General features: G+C 54.3%; 16 protein-coding genes and 1 pseudogene. 7 read left to right on the top strand and 10 right to left on the bottom strand.

The window, feature by feature from the left end; translation table 11 throughout:
• Positions 1–15 precede the first annotated feature (15 nt).
• Together FOV68_RS09910 and FOV68_RS09905 are read right to left on the bottom strand one after the other, a co-directional pair.
• Positions 16–408 carry a VOC family protein gene (locus FOV68_RS09910; protein ID WP_143790434.1) on the bottom strand — a complete coding sequence of 131 codons (393 nt, stop codon included), beginning with the start codon at positions 406–408 and terminating at the stop codon, positions 16–18.
• A 165-nt stretch (positions 409–573) separates the two neighbouring features.
• On the bottom strand, positions 574–1,581 hold the full coding sequence (locus FOV68_RS09905; protein WP_143990739.1) for a hypothetical protein: 1,008 nt from the start codon (positions 1,579–1,581) through the stop codon (positions 574–576).
• 310 nt (positions 1,582–1,891) lie between these two features.
• On the opposite strand from FOV68_RS09905, the gene FOV68_RS09900 reads away from it, so the two are divergent.
• Positions 1,892–3,082 carry an MFS transporter gene (locus FOV68_RS09900; RefSeq protein ID WP_039387864.1) on the top strand — a complete coding sequence of 397 codons (1,191 nt, stop codon included), beginning with the start codon at positions 1,892–1,894 and terminating at the stop codon, positions 3,080–3,082.
• A gap of 109 nt (positions 3,083–3,191) precedes the next feature.
• Positions 3,192–7,724, top strand: coding sequence for an ATP-dependent helicase (locus FOV68_RS09895; protein ID WP_186289738.1), 4,533 nt, complete (start codon positions 3,192–3,194; stop codon positions 7,722–7,724).
• Here the strand turns inward: FOV68_RS09895 and FOV68_RS09890 are convergent.
• The gene (locus FOV68_RS09890) at positions 7,689–8,636 is read right to left on the bottom strand and encodes a LysR family transcriptional regulator (protein ID WP_143990738.1); all 948 of its coding nucleotides are present in this window, start codon (positions 8,634–8,636) and stop codon (positions 7,689–7,691) included. The two genes, FOV68_RS09895 and FOV68_RS09890, sit on opposite strands and share 36 nt — an antisense overlap.
• 95 nt (positions 8,637–8,731) lie before the next feature.
• Here FOV68_RS09890 and FOV68_RS09885 point away from each other — a divergent pair, with 95 nt between their 5' ends.
• Entirely contained in the window at positions 8,732–9,613 is an 882-nt protein-coding gene (locus FOV68_RS09885; protein WP_143990737.1) for an aldo/keto reductase family oxidoreductase, read from the top strand.
• A 12-nt stretch (positions 9,614–9,625) separates the two neighbouring features.
• Here the strand turns inward: FOV68_RS09885 and FOV68_RS09880 are convergent, their stop codons facing one another.
• From FOV68_RS09880 to FOV68_RS09865, 4 genes are all read right to left on the bottom strand, one after another.
• Positions 9,626–11,125, bottom strand: coding sequence for a carboxylesterase (locus tag FOV68_RS09880; RefSeq protein ID WP_143990736.1), 1,500 nt, complete (start codon positions 11,123–11,125; stop codon positions 9,626–9,628).
• A gap of 18 nt (positions 11,126–11,143) precedes the next feature.
• Positions 11,144–11,704: a lipid IV(A) palmitoyltransferase PagP gene (gene pagP / locus FOV68_RS09875; RefSeq protein ID WP_031591155.1), complete on the bottom strand. Its 561-nt coding sequence runs from the start codon at positions 11,702–11,704 to the stop codon at positions 11,144–11,146.
• Between the two features lie 337 nt (positions 11,705–12,041).
• On the bottom strand, positions 12,042–13,493 hold the full coding sequence (locus tag FOV68_RS09870) for a sugar porter family MFS transporter (protein WP_143990735.1): 1,452 nt from the start codon (positions 13,491–13,493) through the stop codon (positions 12,042–12,044).
• 199 nt (positions 13,494–13,692) lie between these two features.
• Positions 13,693–14,595 carry a LysR substrate-binding domain-containing protein gene (locus tag FOV68_RS09865; RefSeq protein ID WP_039387860.1) on the bottom strand — a complete coding sequence of 301 codons (903 nt, stop codon included), beginning with the start codon at positions 14,593–14,595 and terminating at the stop codon, positions 13,693–13,695.
• Between the two features lie 197 nt (positions 14,596–14,792).
• Between FOV68_RS09865 and FOV68_RS09860 the strand changes: the two are divergent.
• From FOV68_RS09860 to FOV68_RS09845, 4 genes and pseudogenes are all read left to right on the top strand, one after another.
• Positions 14,793–15,543, top strand: a pseudogene (locus FOV68_RS09860) (SDR family NAD(P)-dependent oxidoreductase).
• A 54-nt stretch (positions 15,544–15,597) separates the two neighbouring features.
• Positions 15,598–16,896, top strand: coding sequence for an MFS transporter (locus tag FOV68_RS09855; protein WP_143990734.1), 1,299 nt, complete (start codon positions 15,598–15,600; stop codon positions 16,894–16,896).
• A 12-nt stretch (positions 16,897–16,908) separates the two neighbouring features.
• Complete coding sequence (locus FOV68_RS09850) at positions 16,909–17,751, top strand: transketolase (RefSeq protein WP_134161264.1); 843 nt, start codon at positions 16,909–16,911, stop codon at positions 17,749–17,751.
• Position 17,752: 1 nt separating this feature from the next.
• Entirely contained in the window at positions 17,753–18,763 is a 1,011-nt protein-coding gene (locus FOV68_RS09845; protein ID WP_115764539.1) for a transketolase family protein, read from the top strand.
• A gap of 1,142 nt (positions 18,764–19,905) precedes the next feature.
• Here the strand turns inward: FOV68_RS09845 and FOV68_RS09840 are convergent.
• The 3 genes from FOV68_RS09840 to FOV68_RS24165 all read right to left on the bottom strand — a co-directional run.
• A complete protein-coding gene (locus FOV68_RS09840) occupies positions 19,906–20,877 on the bottom strand; it encodes a ParB family protein (protein ID WP_143990733.1) in 972 nt (323 codons plus the stop codon).
• A gap of 7 nt (positions 20,878–20,884) precedes the next feature.
• Entirely contained in the window at positions 20,885–22,084 is a 1,200-nt protein-coding gene (locus FOV68_RS09835) for an AAA family ATPase (protein WP_031591167.1), read from the bottom strand.
• Between the two features lie 1,136 nt (positions 22,085–23,220).
• Positions 23,221–23,448: hypothetical protein (locus tag FOV68_RS24165; protein WP_222104193.1), on the bottom strand; the 228-nt coding region annotated here is incomplete at its 5' end.

Below are 23,448 nucleotides of genomic sequence, written 5' to 3'. Positions count from 1 at the left end.
CAAACAGCGATAGCGTTACGCAAAGCTCTCCAGTATCTGCTTTGCATGCAGGTAGTCGTAAGAGGTCACTTCAATTTTATTATTACTGAGATCGCTGAAATAGACGGACATCGACACATCGTGGTCACTGACGCTGAAAGGGATTTTATTCTTACTGAGTACAGGTATAAGTTCGTTAAAAGACGAGGCAGCCACCCCGAAAGCCACCGTATGGCCTGGTGGCTGAGATTTTCGCAGGAAAAGAGAGAGTGATGCTCTGTTATTCCTTATGACCAGCGGCCCACCCTGTTCAAACCAGAAGTACAGTGAAGGGTCGCGTTCAAAGCCCAGGATGTCTTTGTACCACTTTTCTGCCTGTTCAATATTTTCAACGTAGAGATGGATATGATCAATCTCAGCTATCTTCATCATCTGGCTCCCTGATTGCTATTAACAGTGAGACTCGCCGAAACGTTGTTGATAAACAACCCGCAAAGCACATAACAACATAACATTTACCATAATTCAGTTCGCAAAGCGGTCACCCTAAAGCTCCTGCGATAATCATTTTGCTGAGTTTTTTTAATAAAAGCCTCACTTACCCTTTGCTATGCAGGCCAATGCAAACCTTCCTCGTTCGGCTACAGATTCCGATATATCGGATGCCAGCTGAGTAGCCATGGTTAAGGCTTCTTCATCCATATTTTCTAATTCTTTAATCAGCATTTCTCCGGCTATACGCCGCACCATGGGTGAACGGTCGACTATTGCCAGCTTTAAAGTCTCAATAAATGGCCTGGAAACGACTAGTATTCTTTCTTTTAAAACAGGGACACGGCGTCGTATGCCAAAGGCTTTATCAATCCACTTCCATTCCAGCCCCTCGGACCAGATAATTTTGCCTTCGAACAGGCAGCGGTACGCCTTCGCACGCAGTGAGGGCTGAATGGAGGATTCAGCAATCTCAGACAGGAAATTATCTAATACTGACGTGCGTCCTGCCTGGGTAAAAACAGTGGCAGCAGGCCCCGAAGAAGCGCAGATAAGTCTTTTTTTCAGAGAGGCGGTGACATTCTCCATTGAAATAATGTCTGTCAGTACCTCGTGTTCCTTCTCATCCGCTCTTCCCCATGAGTTCCAATAGGGTAGCGTTACAAACAAGACATCCACGATAACTTCCGGGTCTGAAGCTGCTGCGATTGAGAGCAGTGCTTCACGGGCAGCTTCTCTGACCTGAGGAACCCAGTCATTCAGTTTTCTGACGGCTAAGGCAAACAAAAAACTGTTGGGTGCCCCAACTGATAACGTCCGTAATGCACGCTCCCGCCGAAAACCATCGGCATGACATAAGTCCAGCCACCTGAGAGAACCCACCTGCTGAATCTCAGCACCTGTCCGTTTATAACCTGATGCATAAAAAGATGAGTCAATCTGCCAGCGTATTAATCGCTCCCAGTCATCAAGACTTTTCAATGGCAGTTGTGACGTTGCAGCCACGAAAGCTGATATATCAGGCCGTATTCTCTGATACAAAATATCGAAGGTGAGTGATTTTTTGACTGCTTCAGTAACTTTCTGTTTAAGGCTTTCCTGCAATAGCATGCGCCCTTTTTCCCCAACTTAAACTTATAAAGGTTTGAGCTTATCTAAAAAGTCACGGTGGCCCAAAGTCAACGTGCCTCTGCCAGCACATGAACTCCCGTCGGGAGAGGGTCAGTAAATCAGATATCCTGATAACAGGCTTGCCTCTGTCAAAAATCAGACGTAACACCTTGAATAGCTCTCACCGTTACAAACTCTCAGACAAGCCTTCAACCCCACCGCAATAAACGTTAAAGCAAAGATATTGCATTAAGGCACAGATAGCCGTATACCTTATTAAAAGCTAATACTTTGCATTAAGGTGATTTCCATGAATCCCACATTGACGCCTCAGGCTGCTGCCCGCACCACGCTTTTCAGTTTTACCGGTGCGGCGCTGATTTCCGCCACCAGCAGTGCGCCAACGCCGCTCTACCCACTTTATCGCAGCCTGTTCCATCTGACGCCGACCATGCTGACGCTAATCTTTGGCGCGTATGCATTCGCGTTGCTGGCTGCGCTGCTGACGGTGGGTAAAGTGTCAGACTATACCGGCCGCCGTCCGCTGATGCTGCTTGCGCTGGCCATCAATGCGATCGCGCTGGTGATCTTTATGACTGCCAGTTCTGCTACCACCTTAATCGTTGCCCGACTGGTGCAGGGCTTTGCTACCGGTATTGCCTTGCCGACCTTTGGTGCCAGCCTGATTGACGCCAGTAAAACCCGCGGACCTCTGCTGAACTCGTTCACCGCCTTTCTGGGGATGACGCTGGGCACGCTGGCGGGCGGCATACTGGTCACCTTTGCGCCCTTTCCCACGGTGACGCTCTATGCGCTGCTGCTGATACTGATGCTGTTTGCCATGGCGCTGTTGCCGCTGATACCTGAAACCATTGCGCCTCAACCGGGTGTTCTGGCCGCACTGCGACCCCAGGTCAGCATACCGCGACGCGCACTGGGTCCGTTGTTAATGGTGACGCCGGTTAACATCGCAACCTGGATGCTGGGCGGATTTTACCTTTCACTGATGCCCTCAATGGTGGCGAACGCAACCGGCCTGACATCGCCTTTTATCGGCGGCTCGATTGTGGCGACGCTGATGCTGAGCGCAACGGCAGCAGTATTTCTCTTCCGCCCGTTACCGCCTGCGCGGGCATTAGTTATCGGTACGCTGATGCTGATAGCGGGCGTCAGCGTCACGCTTACAGGCCTTTCTCTGCACAGCGTAGCCTGGCTCTATCTCGGCACCGCCATTGCGGGTCAGGGATTTGGATCGATTTTCTCCAGCGTGCTGAAGATCATTATGCAGTTAGCTGAAAGTCATGAACGCGCCGGACTGTTCTCCGCCTTTTTGATCAAAAGCTATCTCGCCTTTGCCCTGCCTGCGATTGCCGCCGGAATGGCAGCGCCCCATATCGGGCTGAACCAGACCGCCTGGTACTATGGCATGACCATCATCGTGCTGGCATTGGTGTCGCTGCTGGCGATCAGGGGGCGCGCTTTAGCCGGAGCGGTCAGTTAACAAACCCGCCCGACGCGGCCAGATATCTGCCGCGTCATCCACAAACGGCAATTTTCACATACACTCAACGGATTAATTTCAGGCGCAGTTGCTGCGTGATACCGTGAGTATGATGTCGAAATCCCAATCTGATGCGGTTTTAGCCCGGTTTTCATCCGCCACACGACGCTGGTTTTCTGCCACCTTCGCTGCACCCACGCCGGTGCAGCAGGCGGCATGGCAGGCGATAGCCAGCGGAGAACATGCGCTGGTGATCGCCCCGACCGGTTCAGGGAAGACGCTGGCGGCTTTCCTCACCGCCATCGACACGCTGTTTCAGTTCCGAACCAACCAGCCCTCACCCTCGCGTGAAACGACCACCCGCATACTCTATATTTCACCGGTTAAAGCGCTGGCCGCGGACGTACAGCGCAACCTTAATCTGCCGCTGGCGGGCGTTTACGCTGAGCGGCAGGCGCTGAATGAGCCAGAGATCACTCTGAATATCGGAATGCGTTCCGGCGATACGCCCGGTGCAGAGCGCGCCAGGCTGGTGCGCCGCCCGCCCGATATCCTGATCACCACGCCCGAGTCACTGTTTCTGATGCTGACCTCAAAAGCCCGCACGACGCTGCAGGGCGTGACCACGGTCATCGTCGATGAGGTGCATGCGGTGGCGGGATCAAAGCGGGGTTCCCAGCTGGCGCTGAGCCTGGAGAGGCTGGATGCGCTGCTGCCACAGCCCGCCCAGCGTATCGGGCTTTCCGCCACGGTACGACCGGTTGAGCGGGTCGCCGCCTTCCTTGGCGGCTGTCAGCCCGTTCAGGTCGTTAATACGGCCGCCGACCGGATGCTGCACCTGACCATCGAGGTTCCGGTCGAAGATATGACCGATATTGCCAGCGCCGATGATCTGACCGGTGAAGCCACCTCTGCCAGCAGTTCGATCTGGCCGCACATTGAAGCGCGCATTCTGCAGCAGGTCATGGCCCATCGCGCCACGCTGGTGTTTGTGAATTCGCGTGGCCTGGCGGAAAAGCTGACGGCGCGGCTCAATGCGCGTTATCTGGCGCAGCAGACAGCCGCTGGCGATCGGGATGCAGAACGCGACGACAGTGACGATCTTATTGCCCGCTCGCATCACGGTTCCGTCTCGAAAGAGCAGCGAGGCGAGATTGAAGCCGCACTGAAGCTGGGCAGACTGCGCTGCGTGGTGGCGACTTCCAGTCTTGAACTGGGCATTGATATGGGGCCGGTGGATCTGGTGATCCAGGTGGGCGCACCGCTTTCAGTCGCCAGCGCACTGCAGCGGGTGGGACGCGCCGGGCATCAGGTCGGCGGCGTATCAACCGGCATCCTGTTTCCGCGCACCCGACGCGATCTGCTGGATTCGGCCGTCATATTGCAGTCAATGCGTGCGGGCCAGCTCGATGCGCTGGCTCCGCCGCGTAACCCGCTCGATATTCTGGCGCAGCAAACCCTGGCGGCCGTAGCAATGGATCCCTTACAGGTCGATGCGTGGTACACGCAGGTCTGTCGGGCCGATCCGTTTCGCACCCTGTCGCGTCGGCTGTTTGATGCCATGCTCGATATGCTGGCAGGTAAGTTTCCCTCAGACGCTTTTGCTCAGCTGCGGCCGCAGCTGGTGTGGGATCGTCAGAGCGGACTGCTGACGCCGCGATCCGGCGCTCAGCATCTGGCCGTGACCAGCGGCGGCACCATTCCCGATCGCGGCATGTTCAGCGTCATCCTGCCGGAAGGCGAAGAGCAGGCTGGCTCACGTCGTGTCGGCGAGCTGGATGAAGAGATGGTCTATGAGTCGCGGGTCAATGACATTATTACCCTGGGCGCAACGTCGTGGCGGATTCAGCAGATTACCCACGACCAGGTACTGGTGGTGCCTGCGCCTGGCCGTCCGGCTCGTCTGCCTTTCTGGCGCGGAGAAGGTGTGGGCCGCTCGGCCGATTCGGGTGCCAGCCTCGGGCTGTTTCTGCGTCATCTGGATGCGGCTTTACCGGCGGATGCGCAGGAGCAGTTGCGCGCGCTGGGGCTGGATGCCCGCGCAGTCACGAATCTGCTGGCTTTGCTGGCTGAACAACGCGCCGTCACCGGCGTACTGCCGGACGATCGCACGTTGCTGATTGAACGCTGTCGTGACGAAATCGGCGACTGGCGGGTGATCCTGCATTCGCCCTGGGGAAAGCGGGTCAATGCGCCCTGGGCGCTGGCGATTGCCGCCCGAATCCAGCAACGTCTGGGCATTGACGCTTCTGTTGCGGCCAGCGATGACGGCATTGTGGCCCGCTTTACCGCCAGCGAGGGAGTGTTACCCGGCGCTGACCTGTTTATGTTCGACGCCGACCAGTTGACCCGGGAGGTCACTGAGAGTGTCGGTCAGTCGGCGCTGTTTGCCGCCCGCTTCCGTGAATGTGCCTCACGCGCTCTGCTGCTGCCGAGGCGTAATCCGGGCAAACGTTCGCCGCTCTGGCAGCAGCGGCTGCGCGCGGGTCAGTTGCTGGAAGTTGCACGACAGTATGACGATTTCCCCATTCTTATCGAAACCGCACGCGAATGTCTGCAGGATGTCTACGATCTGCCTGCCCTGCACCAGCTGATGGAACGGATAGCACAGGGGAAAGTAAAGCTGGTCGAGGTGACGACCGAACAGCCCTCCCCTTTTGCCGCGCCGCTGCTGTTTGGCTATGTTGCAGAGTTTATTTACGCCAGCGACGCCCCCCAGGCAGAACGGCGCGCCTCACTGCTGGCGCTCGACAGTAACCTGCTGGGTGAACTGCTCGGTCAGACCAGCAAGCGTGATTTGCTGGCACCTGATGTCGTTGAGCAGGTTGAACAGGAACTGCAGCGCATCGATTCCCGCTATCAGGCACAGCACACCGAAGGCATTATCGATCTGCTGCGCGATCTTGGCCCGCTCCCGGTTGCCGGTATTGCGGCACGTTTCAGTGGCAACGGCCAGCAGATCGCGGAAGCCATGACGCAGTTCGCGGCCGTGCAGCGAATGATTCCGGTTACCCTCGGCGGTGAAGAGCGCTGGGCGATCATTGAAGATGCAGCCCGCCTGCGCGATGCACTTGCCGTTGTACTGCCTGACGATCTGCCCGAAACATTTCTGGAGCCGCAGGCCGATCCGCTACGCGATCTCATTAACCGCTACGCCCGAACCCATACCCTGTTCACTGCCCGACAGCTGGCCACGTATTTTGGTCTGGGTATCGCCATTGTGAATGAGGTGCTGCTTTCCCTGCATCAGCAGGGCAACCTGCTCAATATGGGTTCGCCAGGGGGCGAATCGGAAACGGAGTGGGTTTCCACAGAGATCTTCAAACGGTTACGCTTACGTTCACTGCAATCAGCACGTGAGGCAACCCGGCCTGTTCCACCTGCCGCCTGGATTAGTCTGCTGCTGGAGCGTCACGGTGTGCTTAACACGCAGCGTGAAGAGCATCAGGGTGTCAGCGGGCTGTTACGGGTGATTGAGCAACTTGCGGGCGTGCCGCTACCGGCCTCGCTGTGGGAGCCACAAATCCTGCGCGCCAGGATAGCCGACTATCAGCCCGCGATGCTCGATGAACTGTTAGCCAGTGGCGAGGTTACCTGGTGCGGACACAAAGCCCTGGGTCAGAATGATGGGTTGATCTCACTGCACCTCACGGAATATGCCGCTGAAACACTGCCGGTGATTGACACTACGCAGCCTCTGACGCTGATTCAGCAGGCGACTCTCGACGCACTGAGCCGGGGTGGATCGTGGTTTGTTCATGAGATCATGGCACAGATGAACGAGGCAGAGACGCAAACCACCGATATTTATGCTGCCCTGTGGCAACTGGTGTGGCAGGGCTATGTCACTGCCGATAGCTGGATTGCGGTGCGTGGGCTGCTGACCACGCCAGGCGCCCCCCGTTCACGTCCCGCGCGTACCCTGCGCACCCGTTTTGGTCAGCGCTTCGCCCCGGGCGCACTTTCTGCACGCCGACCGGCGGTCAACACGCTGGCTGGTCGCTGGTCGCGGGTTAACCGACAGGAGATTGCTCCTGCCCGGCTGGTCCTGTCGCTGGTGGAAAATCTTCTCGACCGTTATGGGGTGATCAGCCGGGGTAGCGCGATATCGGAACAGATCCCCGGCGGATTCCCGGCGTTACAGCCGGTATTACGCAGCATGGAAGATGCCGGACGACTGCTGCGTGGCCGGTTTGTCGCTGGTGCGGGCGGCGCGCAGTTTGCCGACCATAACACCATTGAGCGGCTGCGGGAGCTGGCAGAAAAGCCGCTGACCGCGACAGAGGCGGTGGCGCTGGCCGCACCGGACCCGGCGAATCCGTTTGGTGCGTTGCTGAGCTGGCCGCTCCACGCCAGCGGCATCCGCCCGACCCGCCGTCAGGGGGGACGCGTGGTGATTGCAGGCGGCGCGCTGGTACTCTACCTGACGCCGGGAGGCAAAGAGTTGCTGACATTCATCGACGATCCCGCGCTGCAGCAGGTCGCGGTGGCGGCGCTGGGCCTGGCGCTGAAACGTGAAAAGCCCGCGAGTTTCACGCTGGAGAAGATAGATGGTGAACCGGTGTCGCAGTCACCGCTGCTTAACGCGTTGCGACATGCCGGATTTTCACGGGTGCCGCAGGGGCTCAGCTGGTATAGCTGAGGTTTTTTCGCGCACGTTTTTTTCGCGAACAAAGTCGATAAACGCCTGAAGCGGGGCAGGAATCAGGCGGCGATCGTTGTAGTAAAGCCACGGACCGGAGAAAGTCAGCCACCAGGGTTGCAGCAGCGGTTCCAGCCTGCCGCTGTCGAGGGCAGGCCTGAGCCACTCGTCAAACAGATATATCACGCCGCTTCCGGCGATGGCCGCCTCCACCGCCAGATCCATTGCGCCACCGACCGAAACCACCAGCGGCCCGCTGGTTTCAACGCTGATCTCTTCGCCCTCGTGGCTGAAGGTCCAGTCAGCCATGATGCCGCTGGCATAACGGCCACGCAGACAGCGATGATGGATGAGGTCGCGCGGATGTTCCGGCCGGCCATGTTCTGCCAGATAAGCCGGAGAAGCCGCCAGCGCGAACCGTTGCTGTCTGGGTCCAATGGGCATCGCCACCATATCCTGCTCCAGCCGCTCATCATAACGAATCCCGGCGTCACAACCGTCACGAAAGACATCCTGCACGCTGCTCTCCGCCACAATTTCCAGCCGGATGTCGGGATAACGCTGCAAAAATTCCGGCACCAGCGCGGGCAGCACCAGCCGCGTAGCACTGACCGGCACATTCAGCCGCAGCGTGCCACCAGGGGTGTTACGGTAGCGATTCACCGCATCCAGCGCGGCGTTAACTTCATTGATCGCGGGCAGCAGACGTTCCATCAGCGCCCTGCCTGCTTCGGTTAATACCACGGTGCGGGTGGTACGGTGAAACAGACGAATACCCAGCTGTTGTTCCGCCCGTCGTACCGCATCGCTCAGGCGTGACGCATTGCTGCCGGTGACGCGTGCCGCTTCCCTAAATCCCCCCGCTTTTGCCACCGCCACGACGGCATCCAGCAGCGCCATATCGATCGCCATTGTGCATCACCCCGTACAGTCTGTCCTGATTTCACCGGATAGTTGCACAGCTGAATCACCGTTACAATTGATCTACATTCACGCAGGAGGTTTTCATGTCAAACACCACCATGACTTTTACGTTAGGCGATCGTGAAGTTAACCGTATTGGCTACGGCGCTATGCAACTGGCCGGGCCGGGCGTGTTCGGCCCGGTAAAAGATGAAGCCCGGGCAATTCAGGTTTTGCGCGACGCTATCGCGGCAGGTGTTAATCATATCGACACCAGCGACTTTTATGGCCCGCACGAAACCAACCAGCTGATTAAAAAGGCGCTCCATCCCTATCCGCAGGATCTCTGCATTGTCACCAAAGTGGGTGCCCGCCGCGACGCCAAAGGCGGCTGGCTGGCGGCGATGGAGCCAGAGACGCTGACGCAGGCTGTGGAAGACAACCTGCGCAACCTGGGGCTGGATGTGATTGAGGTGGTGAACCTGCGCAGTATGTTGCATCCGGCCAGGCCGAAAGAAGGCTCTCTGAAGCCACAACTGGAGGCGCTGCTGGCGTTACAGGCGCGCGGACTGATTCGCCATATTGGCCTGAGTAACGTTACCGCCACGCAGATCGCAGAAGCTCAGGCGATGACGCCGATTGTCTGCGTGCAGAATATGTATAACCTGGCGCATCGACAGGATGATGAGCTGGTGGATCAGCTGGCGCAGCAGGGAATTGGTTATGTGCCATTCTTCCCGCTGGGCGGCTTCTCTCCGTTGCAGTCGGATCAGCTTAATGAAGTGGCTGCATCCCTGAATGCCACGCCGATGCAGGTCGCACTCGCATGGCTGCTGCGGCGATCGCCCAATATTTTACTTATTCCAGGCACCTCTTCCCCGGAACATCTTAAAGAGAACCTTGCCAGCGGAAGCCTGGAACTGTCGGATGAGGTGATGGAAAAGCTGAACGCTATTTTACATCAGGCCCGCACGATGCGGGCCTGATGCTGTACTGATTCAGAAACTGCTGAGGCAGGCCGCAAGTTGCGGCTTGTCGCTACAACTGATGTGGTGATCGATTCGGTTAATCATGTAGGGATAAAACGGGTTAGAGGTGGCGCGCATAATTGAGTCCAGCCCGACAATCAGCACCGCACTCTCACCGCGCAGTGATAAAGTACCAAAACTGATACCAAACTCATTCTTCTTCACGGGCGCACTGCCATATAACCCATCCTCAGCCGGAAACGGAATCGCAACGTGCGACAGCGAGTAGAGACCCGCCGGATAGGCAATTGACAGCGGCTGAATCCGTTCCTGCATCTCTCCGGCGGGAACGCTTTTTGTCACCATCTCCAGCGAGGTGGTGGTGGCATTGGTGATCACCGTGGATGAGTAATTCCGACGCGCCGCAGGCAACAGCTGATTAACCGCAGTATATGAGGAGTGGCGGAATAACGGACTGACGCTGACCGCCTGATTGATATCGAACAGCACCAGTTCGCTGCCGTTCACTGGCAGATAGTTATAGAGCGCGCGGATGACCGATGGCGTACTGACGGTGGAATCCATGACCGACTGAAAGGTCAGCACGGGCGGGAAACCGGAGAGCTGCTGATTACGCGCGTATTGCAGGATCTCTTTCTGCAGCGCCTGCGTCAGCAAATAGGTCTGCCGGGCAGCATGTACCGGAAAAGAGTTATATTTAAACGGATTAAACTCCGGCACGATATTCAGCCAGGCCGTTTTCGAGAAGGCAGGGAAAACAGAGGGAAGCCCGGCAACACCTGCGAACCGGGCAAAACGAGTCACACCGATCATCGGCGATAACAGAATCAATTGCTGCGGACGACGCAGCGTTTGATCGCCCAGGCTGTCGAGCGCATATTTTACCGCCAGCGCTCCACCGTTCGAAAAACCCACCAGATGCAGCGGCGTCTGCTTGCCCGCCAGCCGGGTCGCTTCCCGCACCGCCAGGCGTGTAGCGGCCATCCAGTCCTGCCAGTCAACATCGGTCAGACCCGCAGGCACCGTACCGTGACCCGGTAACCGTATCGCCACTGCCACATAACCCTGCTGACGGTAAGCCTCTGCCACATGCCGCAGACTGTAAGGACTGTCGGTCAGTCCATGCAACAGCACCACCGCACCGCGCGGCGTGCCCGTCGGTTGCAGAATATAGGAACGGTTCCAGTCCTGCGCGAAATGCCCCGGATAGATCATGCTGCCAGCATAGTATCGGTTGAGTAGTGTTTTTTCTTCCGCATCCAGCCGGTCGCTGACCTGCTGCTTCATCTCGTCGAACAGTTGATTTTCGGCCTTGAGGTAGTCGGCATACGTCGCATTATCGAGCTGTTCCACTGTCAGTTCATGCGGGACCCAGGTGTGCCAGCGATGTAACTCCGGCCCGCGCTCTGCTTCATAGATTCGGACAATCAGTAGCAGCAGTAACAGTACACCAGACGCAATCGCAAGGCGCCAGAGCCTGCGAGTGATGGTTTTCCATCTCCGGCTCATAAATCCTTTCCTGAAAAATTAAAATGCATAGCGAAACCACGCGAACAGCACGTTGCCATTATTGTACGTGCCCGGAATATAGGTGAACTGTACATTCAGCGCCTTATAACCGGCAGAGAACAGCGGCAGAATAATCGGTAGCGGAATATAGTTACCAAAATCTTCGCGTGCGGTGATACCGGCGGTTAATCCCGCGCCAAGACGAAAGTCCTGATTCGAACCTGGATACCAGCCCTTCTCCCAGCCATAACCGACAATCGGCTGCCACTCATTGTGTGAGTCTTTGAAAGCCATTGCATAAAGCGCGCTCCAGTTGCCGCTGTCGCTGTAGCGGGAAATACCCAGACCGCCTCCCCAGGGATTCTCGTTATAGTTATCGGTTTTTTCTTTATCGTACATAAAGCGGGCGTGCCAGCTGATAAATGGCAGGTAGAGATCGGTATGCTGAGGCGCGTTCCAGGTCTGCGCAACATCGTCAGTGAATCCATTCCACCAGGAGGAGATCGGTGTGTTTTCAGCATGCAATGGCGCAGCAGTCAGCAGTGCGGCAAAAACTGCCGTCGTGGTTAAAATTTTCATAGTGCGTACCGGTCAGCGTGCGGAGCAGATGAAAAATGAGTATAGCGCAGAGCCTGAGGCAATCTTTGTCAGCGGTCATGCTTCGCTTAACCGGTAGTTTCTGAAGACAACAACGACCGATCATTAAACAGGGTCTGGCGATTTCAGCCTGAAATCGCCAGACCTGTATGGAAATTAATCGGGGAAAAATGGCTGATTACAGTGAATGTTGTCGTATGGGACTTAATGAGGACAAGGACCGGGAAAATGCGGTGCAATAGTAAGTAAGAAGATAACGAGGTAAGGAGGTAAGGAGGTAAAACCGGATTCAGCCGGTGGGCTGAATCCGGTGGGAGACTCAGGAGGCTTCAGCCTCTTTCGGCTTTTCACCGAACTTCTCTTTCATGTGTGACTCAATCTCTTCCAGGCTTTTGCCCCGCGTCTCCGGCACCATCGCCATCACGAAGATCAGCGACCCGACGTTAATCGCGGCAAAGATGAAGAAGGTGGTGCTGCCGGCATATTCCATTATCGGTGGAAAACCAAAGGCGACTATCGCGTTAAAGATCCACTGTAGTGAGACAGCGCCGCCGGTTAACACGCCGCGCAACTGCATCGGGAACAGTTCCGACATCATCAGCCAGTAGACCGGCGAGATGCACATCTGCATGCAGAACAGGAACAGCAGAATGCAGCCCAGGGCGAGGTAGCTCTGCATCAGGCTGGGAGCGATAAAGGTCATCACGCTGCCCAGCATAATCTGCGAAGCGACCACCAGACACAGGCCGGTAATCAGCATCGTCCGGCGCGGGAAGCGACTGACCGCCCAGATACCGACAATCGCCGCCACCACTGAGACCACGCCGTTACCGATGGTCGCGGCAATCGACGCGCTAGTGCCAAGTCCGGTCTGTTTAAGGATGATCGGGGTGTAATACATAAAACCATTTACCCCGGTGAACTGGGCAACAAAGCCCAGCCCGACGCCGATAACCATCAGGCGAATCACCCACTTCTCACGGATCAGGGTTTTCGCATCCGGCCCACGTTCTGCTGCCCTCGCCTGCTTCTTCATCTGCGCCATCTCATGGCGCACTTCACGCGGCGTTTCACGCAGGTACTTCAGGATCTTTTTAGCCTCTTTCAGACGCCCTTCAGCGACCAGCCAGTGTGGTGAGGCGGGAACGAAGAACGTGCCGATAAACAGTAAAAGCCCCGGCACCATGGCAATTGCCAGCATGTAGCGCCACAGGTGCTCATCATGCAGCAGATAGCTCAGCAGCGTACTGGCAACATAAGCAATGAGCTGTCCGGTAACGATCATCAGCTCATTGCGGCTGACCAGCGGCGCACGCAGGCGCGGTCCGGCAATTTCGGCGATAAACACCGGCACGGTAGAAGAACCGCCGCCGACAGCAATCCCCAGCAGGAAGCGCATTGCCACCATGACGTTGACAGAAGGCGCCAGCGCTGTTCCCAGTGAACCCAGCACAAAAATAACCGCCAGGCTACGTAGGGTAATACGCCGGCCAAACCGGTCAGAGAAGAAACCACTAAGGAAAGAACCGATCGCGGCACCGAACACCAGCGAAGAGGCTACCAGCCCTTCAGTGAATGAGTTCAGTCCAAGTCCACCCTGATCGGGTGGTGAGGTCATATAAGGTAACGCACCCGAGATAATCCCGGTGTCATAACCAAAAGCCAGCGCGCCCATAGTGGCAACCAGTACCACTAAAAAAATGCGCTGGTGTACCGTATCCGCAGGCGCGTGATCGCCCGTTTCACCAGAGTCTGGTGTATTCGTACTCATAATATCCCTGCCATTAATTAGTTAAACATCCGTTTGATTAAATTTCATACGGAATAGAAATGGATCATATTTACCGAGTGGGTAAAGAAGTGTAGACGGTATTTAAAAGTTAGCTTTAGCAATGCGATTTTTATAACAGGGATAGTTAACCTGAGAAATAAACCAGCGAAATAATGACGCTGAGAAAGTTATTTTAACATTAGATTAACACTTTTAGTTCCTGCTGGATCCAGCTCAGGAAATGCGCGACACGAGGAAACTGGGCAAATCCACGCGGGAAGACCAGATGATGGGCGCTAACGGGCAGACTCTCCTGTTCGGATAAGACTCTGACCAGTTTTCCGCTGCGCAGATAATCCTCCGCCAGCAATTCACTTTCAAATATAAGACCGTGGCCTAACATCGCCGCCTCAAGACTCATATAAGAGCGATCAAAGCGAAATAACCACTCTTTATCCGGCTGAGGTAATTGCTGAGAAGCAAACCACTGCGGCCACTGAATAAGCGGCGACTCCGATAATATCAGCGCATGATGAATTAAATCAGCGGCCTGATTAACAGGATGCTTTTTCAGATACTCAGGCGAGGCCAGCACCGACATTCTTTCGTGGCGGATCGTTTTAATCTCGAATGAGTTCCAGTCCGGAAATCCATGGCGTATTGCAATATCAATATTGTCGCGGCTGAAAGATAAATTCTCATAAGAGCAGGAGAGCGTGAGCTGGAACTCAGGATAGCTGTCGCGAAATTTATGGATGCGCGGCAATAGCCACAACAGACCGAAACTGGGCGCGCAGTGGATCCTGAGGTTGCTGCGGGCTTTCTCGTTACTGATGCGTGCTGTCGCCTGCGTCAGACTCAGCAGTATCGGACCAATCTCTCTGAGGTAATGCTCACCCGACAGCGTCAGCACTACGCCCTTTGCCGAGCGATTAAACAGAATACAACCCAGTTCACGCTCCAGTTTTGCCAGCTGATGACTGGCCGCCGAAGGCGTAATACTTAATTCCTCGGCCGCACGCGCGACATTACCAAAATGGGCCACCTGCTCAAAAACCCGCAGTGATTTAATCGAAGGTAAGTGATCAGACTGCTTTTCCATCCGCCTCTCCACACTGGAATTTTGTGATGTGTGCCCATTTTTAAATCGCAGAATTGTTAACTGCATCAAACCAACAAATTCATTCAGCATCAAATGAATTTTTTTGCATTGCCAATATTAGCCGCTTTATCAATTCTGATCGTGACCCTGCCGGTAGCGATACCGAACCACTAATAATTATTTTTCTGGAGTGGATAATGTTACTCGAAAACAAAGTTGCGATTATTACAGGTGCCGCCTCTCAGCGCGGCATTGGCCGGGCTACAGCCGCCTGTTTTGCTCAGCATGGTGCGCGCGTGGTGGTGCTCGATTTAGATCTGCAGGCCGCCCAGGCCAGCGCACTGTCTTGTGGTGAGGGGCATCTCGGCCTGGCCACCGATGTGACCGATCCCCTCTCTGTTCGTCGTGCCATCGACCAGATACTTGAGCACTTCGTTCGTATTGATGTGCTGGTCAACAATGCAGGTATTACTCAGCCGGTTAAAACACTGGAAATCGGCATCGAGGATTACAACCGTATTCTTGATGTCAATCTGCGCGGCACGCTGCTGATGTCTCAGGCGGTAATCCCCACCATGCAGCAGCAGAAAGGCGGCAGCATCGTCTGCCTGTCCTCGGTCTCAGCACAGCGCGGCGGCGGGATTTTCGGCGGCCCGCACTACAGTGCCGCTAAAGCGGGCGTTCTGGGCCTGACTAAAGCGATGGCGCGCGAATTTGGCCCCTCACCAGATACGCATTAATGCCCTGACGCCCGGTCTGATCCAGACTGACATCACTGGTGGCCTGTTACAGGATGAACGCCGCCACGCCATTCTCGATGGGATACCGCTCGGCCGCCTTGGGTCCGCCAGTGACGTCGCCAACGCTGCGCTGTTCCTCGCCAGCGATCTGTCCGGTTATCTCACCGGCATCACGCTGGATGTGAACGGCGGCATGCTGATCCATTAAATAGCGCCCTTCCCTGCCCGCACGCCTGGCGGGCTAACTTCGGGAGTGAACACCATGACCACGCTTAACCTGAGCGCAGCCTCTGCTGCGCGCGATATCACCTATCGCAAAATCGCCTGGCGCCTGATGCCCTGGCTGATGCTCTGTTATCTCTGTGCCTATCTTGATCGCGTCAATGTGGGTTTCGCTAAATTACAGATGATGGATGATCTGTCACTCAGCGAAACCGTGTATGGACTGGGTGCCGGGATATTTTTTATCGGCTACTTCTTCTTTGAGGTGCCGAGTAACCTGATCCTGCACCGTGTCGGCGCACGCCGCTGGATTGCCCGCATTATGATCACATGGGGAATCATCTCAGCCCTGTTCGCCTTTGTAGAAACCGCATGGCAGTTCTACCTGCTGCGCTTTCTGCTCGGCGTCGCCGAGGCCGGTCTTGCGCCTGGTCTGTTGCTCTACCTGACCTACTGGTTTCCATCACATCGTCGCGCACGTATGACCGTGCTCTGGTTTGTCGCCATTCCGCTCTCAGGGATGATTGGCGGCCCGCTCTCAGGCTGGATTATGGCGACCTTTGCAGGCTTTCACGGATGGGCAGGCTGGCAGTGGATGTTTATGCTGGAAGCTATCCCCACCCTTGTTATGGGATTAGTAGTACTGCTGGTTCTGAAGGATCGTGTTGAACAGGCAGAGTGGCTGGATGAAGATGAGAAACGCCGGGTGCGTGCCGATCTGGACGAGGATAATGAGCAGAAAGCCTGTCATGGCACGGTAAAAGCCTTTGTCGCTGACCGTCGTCTGTGGCTGCTGGCGCTGATCTACTTCTGTGTGGTGATGGGTCAGTACGCCCTGACGTTCTGGTTACCGACGCTGGTGAGAATCTCAGGCGTCAGTGAGCCACTGCATATTGGGCTGCTGACCAGTCTGCCTTACCTCTGCGCCATTATATTTATGCTGCTGGCCGGGCGCAGTGGCGATCGCTATCGTGAACGCCGCTGGCATCTGATTGTTCCGATGCTGATCGGGCTCACCGGACTGACGCTGGCAACTCTGCTGAGCCATAGCGTCTCCCTGTCACTGCTCTCCCTTTGTATTGCCGCTGCGGGCATTCTTTCCGCCTCATCGCTGTTCTGGATGTTGCCGACCAATCTGTTAGGTGGCGTCTCTGCCGCCGCAGGCATCGCCGCCGTGAACTGCATTGCTAATCTGGCCGGTTTTTTCTCACCATGGCTGATTGGCACCATCACCACCGCAACCGGTACGCCCGCTTCCGGAATGTACTTTATTGCTGCCGTCCTGCTGGGTGGCGCGCTATGCGTGCTGCGCATCCGGGCAGCGGACGTTAATCGTTAATCAGGAGGTAACATGACTGACTCTCGTCACGATTTACACATGCTCTCATTGCAGCAACGAGCCACCAATATTCGCCGCCATGCCTTATTAATGGGGCAGATTCAGGGGCAGGGATACATCGGTCAGGCGCTGGGTGCCGCCGATTTGCTTGCTGTCAGCTATTTCCACGCCATGAATTACCGGCCGGATCAACCTGAGTGGGAAGAGCGCGATCGCTTCTATCTGTCGATTGGCCATTACGCTATCGCCCTTTACGCCGCCCTGCTGGAAGCAGGCGTCATACCTGAAGAGGAGAGGGAAACCTATGGGACTGATGAGAGCCGCTTGCCGATGTCCGGCATGGCCGCCTATACCCCAGGCATGGAAATAACCGGCGGTTCACTGGGTCATGGCTTAGGTATTGCTGTGGGTACCTGTCTGGGGCTGAAACAGAAAGGCTCGCAGGCACGAGTCTATAACCTGCTTTCAGATGGTGAACTGAATGAAGGCTCTACCTGGGAAGCGGCAATGTCCGCCTCACACTGGCAACTTGATAACCTGATCGCCCTTATCGACGTCAACAATCAGCAGGCTGACGGCCATAGCAGTGAGATTCTCGCTTTTGAACCCATTGTGGATCGCTGGCAGGCTTTTGGCTGGTACACCCAGCGGGTTGATGGCAACGATATCTCTGCTTTGCAGGCCGCCTTTGATGCGGCTCGCAGCTGGCCCGAACCCCAGCCGCGCGTCATCATTTGCGATACCCGAATGGGCAAAGGCGTGCCGTTTCTGGAAAGTCGTGAGAAAACCCACTTTATTCGGGTTGATGCCGATGAGTGGGACAAAGCCCTGACCGCACTTGAGCAAGGAGTATGAGATGAGTTCACAACCGCAAAAAAAACGTCTGACCACATCCGCCATGATCGCCTCGATCGCCGCTGAAGGTCAGCCCACGGTTTCAGCTCCTTTTGGGCATGCTCTGGTTTCTCTGGCAGAGCAGCGCTCAGATGTGGTCGGGATGACGGCTGATTTAAGTAAATACACCGATCTTCACCTGTTCGCAGAGGCTTTTCCGAAACGCTTTTATCAGATGGGCATGGCGGAACAGTTACTGATGAGCGCCGCAGCGGGTATGGCGCGCGAAGGCTTTATGCCCTTTGTCACCACTTATGCCGTCTTTGCTTCCCGCCGCGCTTATGATTTTATCTGCATGGCTATCGCAGAAGAGAATCTGAACGTTAAAATCGCCTGCGCGCTGCCGGGCCTGACCACCGGTTATGGACCGAGTCATCAGGCGACTGATGACCTGGCAATCTTCCGGGGCATGCCGAACCTGACTATCATCGATCCCTGCGATGCACTGGAGATTAGCCAGGTAATACCGGCTATTGCTGAACATCAGGGTCCGGTCTATTTGCGCCTGCTGCGCGGTAAGGTTCCGCTGGTGCTGGATAAATATGACTATCGCTATCAGCACGGTAAGGCTCAGCGCCTGCGAGGCGGTAAGCATGCCGTCATTATCAGCAGCGGATTGATGACCATGCGCGCGCTTGAAGCCGCTGAAACGCTGGAGAAGCAGGGGATTGAGGTAGGTGTGGTTCACTCACCCATGATTAAGCCTCTGGATGAAGAGACCATCCTGCGTGAGGCGGGGGAAGCACTGCATCATCACCAGCTGGTTATCACCGCTGAAAATCATTCGATAACGGGTGGATTAGGCGAAGCTATTGCCGGCCTGTTAATGCGAAACCATGTGACGCCTCGCTTTAAACAGATTGCTCTGCCGGATGCTTTCCTTGCAGCAGGCGCACTACCGACGCTGCATGACCGTTATGGCATCTCAACTGATGCCATGGTTAAGCAAATAACCGCCTGGCTTGAAGCCTGATTCATATCAAAACCGGGCCTGGCCCGGTTTTCTTCTGCATAGGTTCGTTACTGCCGTGGAAGATCATCATTGCATTACGTCACTTCACAACGGTCTGATTACTGATTGCAGTGGTCAGCACTCTCTGCGCATCAGCAACTACGCTTTATGCCGATAACAGCCACTGATCACCCGGTTCACTGCCATATAGCCGTTATTTGTCGCCATTCACTGTAAACAGCAGTGCATTGAGCCATCGCCTTTTATCAGTTGGCCCGATAGGGGTTCTTCATCCGTAACCCGCCGATTTCATCTGCTTTACCCAATGCAGTGAATCTGATGCCATGCAACTACCTTTCCGTTATGACCAGACTGTGACAATCTTTTTCCACTGATCAGGATTCCAGGGTATTCAAAGCCAAAGCTGCGTCTTCTGGTGCACCTCTTCAAAAAAATTTTATCGCACGTTAAAAGTTATCCACTTTTTCTGTGGATAAGTGAGGGATAGTTTCTGAGTATCTTTTTTCACTCTCTGTTCAGGACTTTAATGTCCGTGAGATACGCCTCTTTTCTGATCTTATCTGTTATCCCACAGTAGTGAAACGAAGGAGCGATTAGCTGCAGGCATGGCGATTTCAGGCTGAAATTCTTTAATCTTTTATATTAAAAACAATCAGTTAATCATGAAATATCACTGGCGGGCTAATGCATGGAGAAAGGCTAAGCAGAGGGATTAGCGGAGTGCGTGAAGCCGGTACGCTGTGACTGAGGTTTAGCAAGGTTGATTGGTCACTAATGAACCAGCTCCGAAAAATCATTACTTGCAATATTCTGACCGTCGGGTGCGCGCTGGCGGCGATCAGATTGAACAACGACAACATCAGACGAAAAGCGTTATCTCTGTTTATAGTGACCTGGGGGATTTGGAGGCGGTATCGGTATGTGGCGAAATAGTTCGGCGAAATGGCGATTTCATGCGGTTTTTCAGCAAGGCGCAATAAATTAAATTATTATTTTTCAATAAATTAACTAAATAACAACCCTCAGAAATCTGGCGATTTCAGCCTGAAATTTGGGTGTCCGCCATCTCTTTTAACGACGACTCGCTACAAAAATCGAAAAAAAGCCAGCGTTTATCGCTGGCTGATTTGAGTGCATATACGTTAACGGTTGAGATACTTTTTCAGGGTCTCCGCAATAACTTTATCCAGCTCTTCCTGCAACTCTTTCGACTGCCGGTTAAATTCATAACTGAACATCCGTCCGCGTACCTTTTTGCGTGCGAAGCGATCTTTATCAGCAAAAGACCAGAGCGCAGTCGCCTGGGTTTTATCTTTTTCAGGTTCTTTGATCAGAGTCTGGCTGCCCTGTCGAATCAGACGCAGGATATGATTTTTAAGCTCGTCCTCGGCCAGACCTTCACGGGCACAGACCACATCAATTTCCCTGGAAATAGACTTGATCAAAGCTTCGACGCTTTGCCCGGACTCACTTAACTTGTCAGCTGCCTGTAACAACGCTTTATAGTCGGGATAGGTCAGCTCGGCGTGATTAGGAAAAAGTGAAATCAAATCTGACGGAACGCTGGCGGCCTGCAGGGCACGCGTCACTTTTGCCTGTGATAAGCCCTGATTTTCAGCAATCTCTTTCTGCGACAAACCGCCATCTTTAAGCGTTAAAAGACGCATCCCCACTTCGCGCAGATTGTGTTCCCGTGCCGTCTGAATATCCTGCGCCAGTCGGCGAGCTTCATCAGCGGTAATGGCCGCGTCAGTGATCAGCACGTCCAGGCCGGTTTTGCAGTAGAGTGCGGCTGCCCGACGACGTGAGCCGTCGAGGATTTCGATGCAGTCTTCGCGCATCACGCCAATAGCGGGAAAGAACTGCTGCAGCTTAATGGTCCGGATAATGTCGCGCAGTGAATCGGGTGTCAGGCCTGCCTGATCGCGACCGTTGGTTTCCATTGTGACAAATGTTTTGCTTTCAACGTCGCTGGCGGCAATGCGTTCAAAACGAAACAGGGCGCGTTTGCCTGTTGCCAGAACGAATGTCTGGTTGTGCTGGCTGTCTGGCGTGTCATTTTCCAGTGGAGTCTGGCTGAAGGTTCTGCCAATCGTAATTCTTTTTGCACTCATACAAACCTCAGTTCAGGCGAATAAATTCGATACGGTCGAAGACGGCTTTTGCAAAGTCTTCTGCGGCGGATCGTGCATTCTTCAACGCTTCGCTGCTGCCGACATAGGTCGAAGGATTGGCGGAGATAACCGTATCAAAGGATTCGCCACAACGTTCGAAACCATCAAGGCGGGGAAGGGCAGCATCAAGCATGTCGCCACCAAAAATCTCTTTTGCCAGGCTATGACAGAGTTTGTGGTCTGCTTTATTGGAGAGCTTCGACATGAAGCCAATATTGCCCTGCAGCCGACAGGTCGCGCCGGAGTCTTCGATAATCGCAATCAGTTCCGGAAGACGTGTCAGGTATTTTAGTGTCGAGTGAAAGTCCACCTGAGCCGGTGGCACCGGAGTCATCAACAGATCTGACGCTGCAATCGCATTCTTCAGGAAAGCATCAAGATGCGGGCCGCTGTCGATAAAGATAAAGTCATAATCTTTTTTCAGTTTGGCAATAACGTTGTCGTACAACACGGCATGAACGTTCTGTTGCGGAAGATGCTCAGCACAAAGCTGATCCCAGCTTGAGGCGATAAAGGCGTCATCAATCGAGGCAGGCAGCACATCCACACCCGGAATGATAGACGGAACAATAAACTCGTTGACCAACTCATCTCGTGAGACATTCTGTAGCATTGCCTGTGCCGCAGTCGCTTCCACCAGCCCGACGGAGCGCTCGTGGTTCAGAAACATCGTTGCTGAGGACTGAGGATCAAGGTCGATAACCAGGATGCGCAAATCTTCAAAAAGCAGATGGGGATGTGCACGTAGCGCATGTGCCAGCGAGACGGTTGAAACTGTTTTGGAGACACCGCCCTTCAGATTGCCGACAAACAGGGTGTAAGCATCCGTGTGGCGATCGCGATACTTGGGCACGCCACGATGATGATAGATATCGATAATATTCTGAATCGACATGGCATATTTAACGGAAGAACCGGCCGCACGTTTATCAAATTGATAACCGCTCTCTTCCATCTCATTAACTGCGTAATCCACACTGGCCCGGGTCAGTTTGGGCAACTTTGCCAGCGCCGCTTTGGCATAGACCTGATAGTAGGTATTTTCATGCAGTTCCTGCTTTTGCGCCTGAATTTGCTCGGTGAGGCTTAACAGCATGCGTTCTGAACGCTGCGCAACCTTCATCACCTGCTTGTCATCATTAGCCATAGTTGCTCCAAACATGTAGGATTTATGACTTTATACAGAAATCCTGCACGTGAGGCAATAAATTATCTTCTCAACATAATCTCCGTTTTTATGTAACCGCACGGGTTGTGGTGAGCTTCATCACATTATTTCGTCTTGTCGAATATATTTTGCAGGTGAATTGCGGTCGGCATTCACTGTAATCAGCAGAACATTCACTGTAGTGAGCAAACAGGTTTAAAAAATCATCAGACAAACCGGGTACAGTAAGCGGGAAAGGGGAGAACTCAGGAGACAGCCCCGGCGACATCAAACGTTCACTGTAGTCAGTAAAGCTTGTGTCTCATCCGGTGACCTTATGGAGCAGGCGAATGAGCTATGGATACAGTTTTAAACGGATTTTCAGGCAGTAGTTGCAGATGGCTTGACTGATCTTTGCCACTGCATCACTTCAACATTCACTATAGTCAGTGGCGTTTTACGTTTTCAGCTCTGTGAAGAGCAACGTTCACTGTAATCAGTAAACTTGCCGATCAGCGGTCAGAAGAGGGAGCAGGGCAGAGTAAACGTTCACTGTAGTCAGTAAGGATGGGTTGAAAAATCCTCAGCGGATGATAAAAGCATCGGAATCTGGAGAGGGAATATACACCGGCAACGTCACAACCGACTCTGGTCTGCGATACAGAAGCGTACCGCCCATTAACGTTCACTGTAATCAGTAAATCCAGAAAGCAGTAAACATTCACTATAGTCAGTAACAACACTAGTGGAAGAGGGATGAGAAGGAGAATAGCCACACAAACATTCACTGTAGTCAGTAGTTAGCAGTAAGTAGACAGAAGCGATTCTGTTCTGCATCAGGGCGTGCCGACAGGGTCGTAATATGATTCAGTAGTTAGCAGTGAGAAGACAGAGGCGATTCCGTTCTGCATCAGTGTGTACCGAGTGGTCGTGAAAGACTCAGGCCATGCGAGCAACGGCTTCATCTGTCGCCCTTCAGGCAGTCATGCACCAGCCCCGTATACATTCGCAATGCCGTCAGCAGTCTCAGTTTCACTTTAACGTTCACTATAATCAGTGAGTGCACGATGCCTTCAGCTACACCGCAGCAAACATTCAGTGTAATCAGCAGAACGTTCACTGTAATCAGTAGGACTTCAGCATACCGCCATGGCGGTAATGACATGCCTCAGACCGGGCATCTTGCAACAACATTCACTGTAATCAGTAGCGATTCGGAAAGCCGTTGAAGGAAACTCACCAGACTGCGAGAATTGTGCCCATAAGCAAACATTCACTGTAATCAGTAACAGTGTCACGCGCTCCTTCTGCTCCTTCTGCTCCTTCTGCTCCTTCTGCTCCTTCTGCTCCTTCTGCTCCTTCTG

This window comes from Pantoea sp. paga, assembly GCF_007558755.1.
Taxonomy (GTDB): domain Bacteria; phylum Pseudomonadota; class Gammaproteobacteria; order Enterobacterales; family Enterobacteriaceae; genus Pantoea; species Pantoea agglomerans.
The sequence above is the reverse complement of the archived record's forward strand: the minus strand, read 5'-3'. Positions and strand labels throughout refer to the sequence as shown.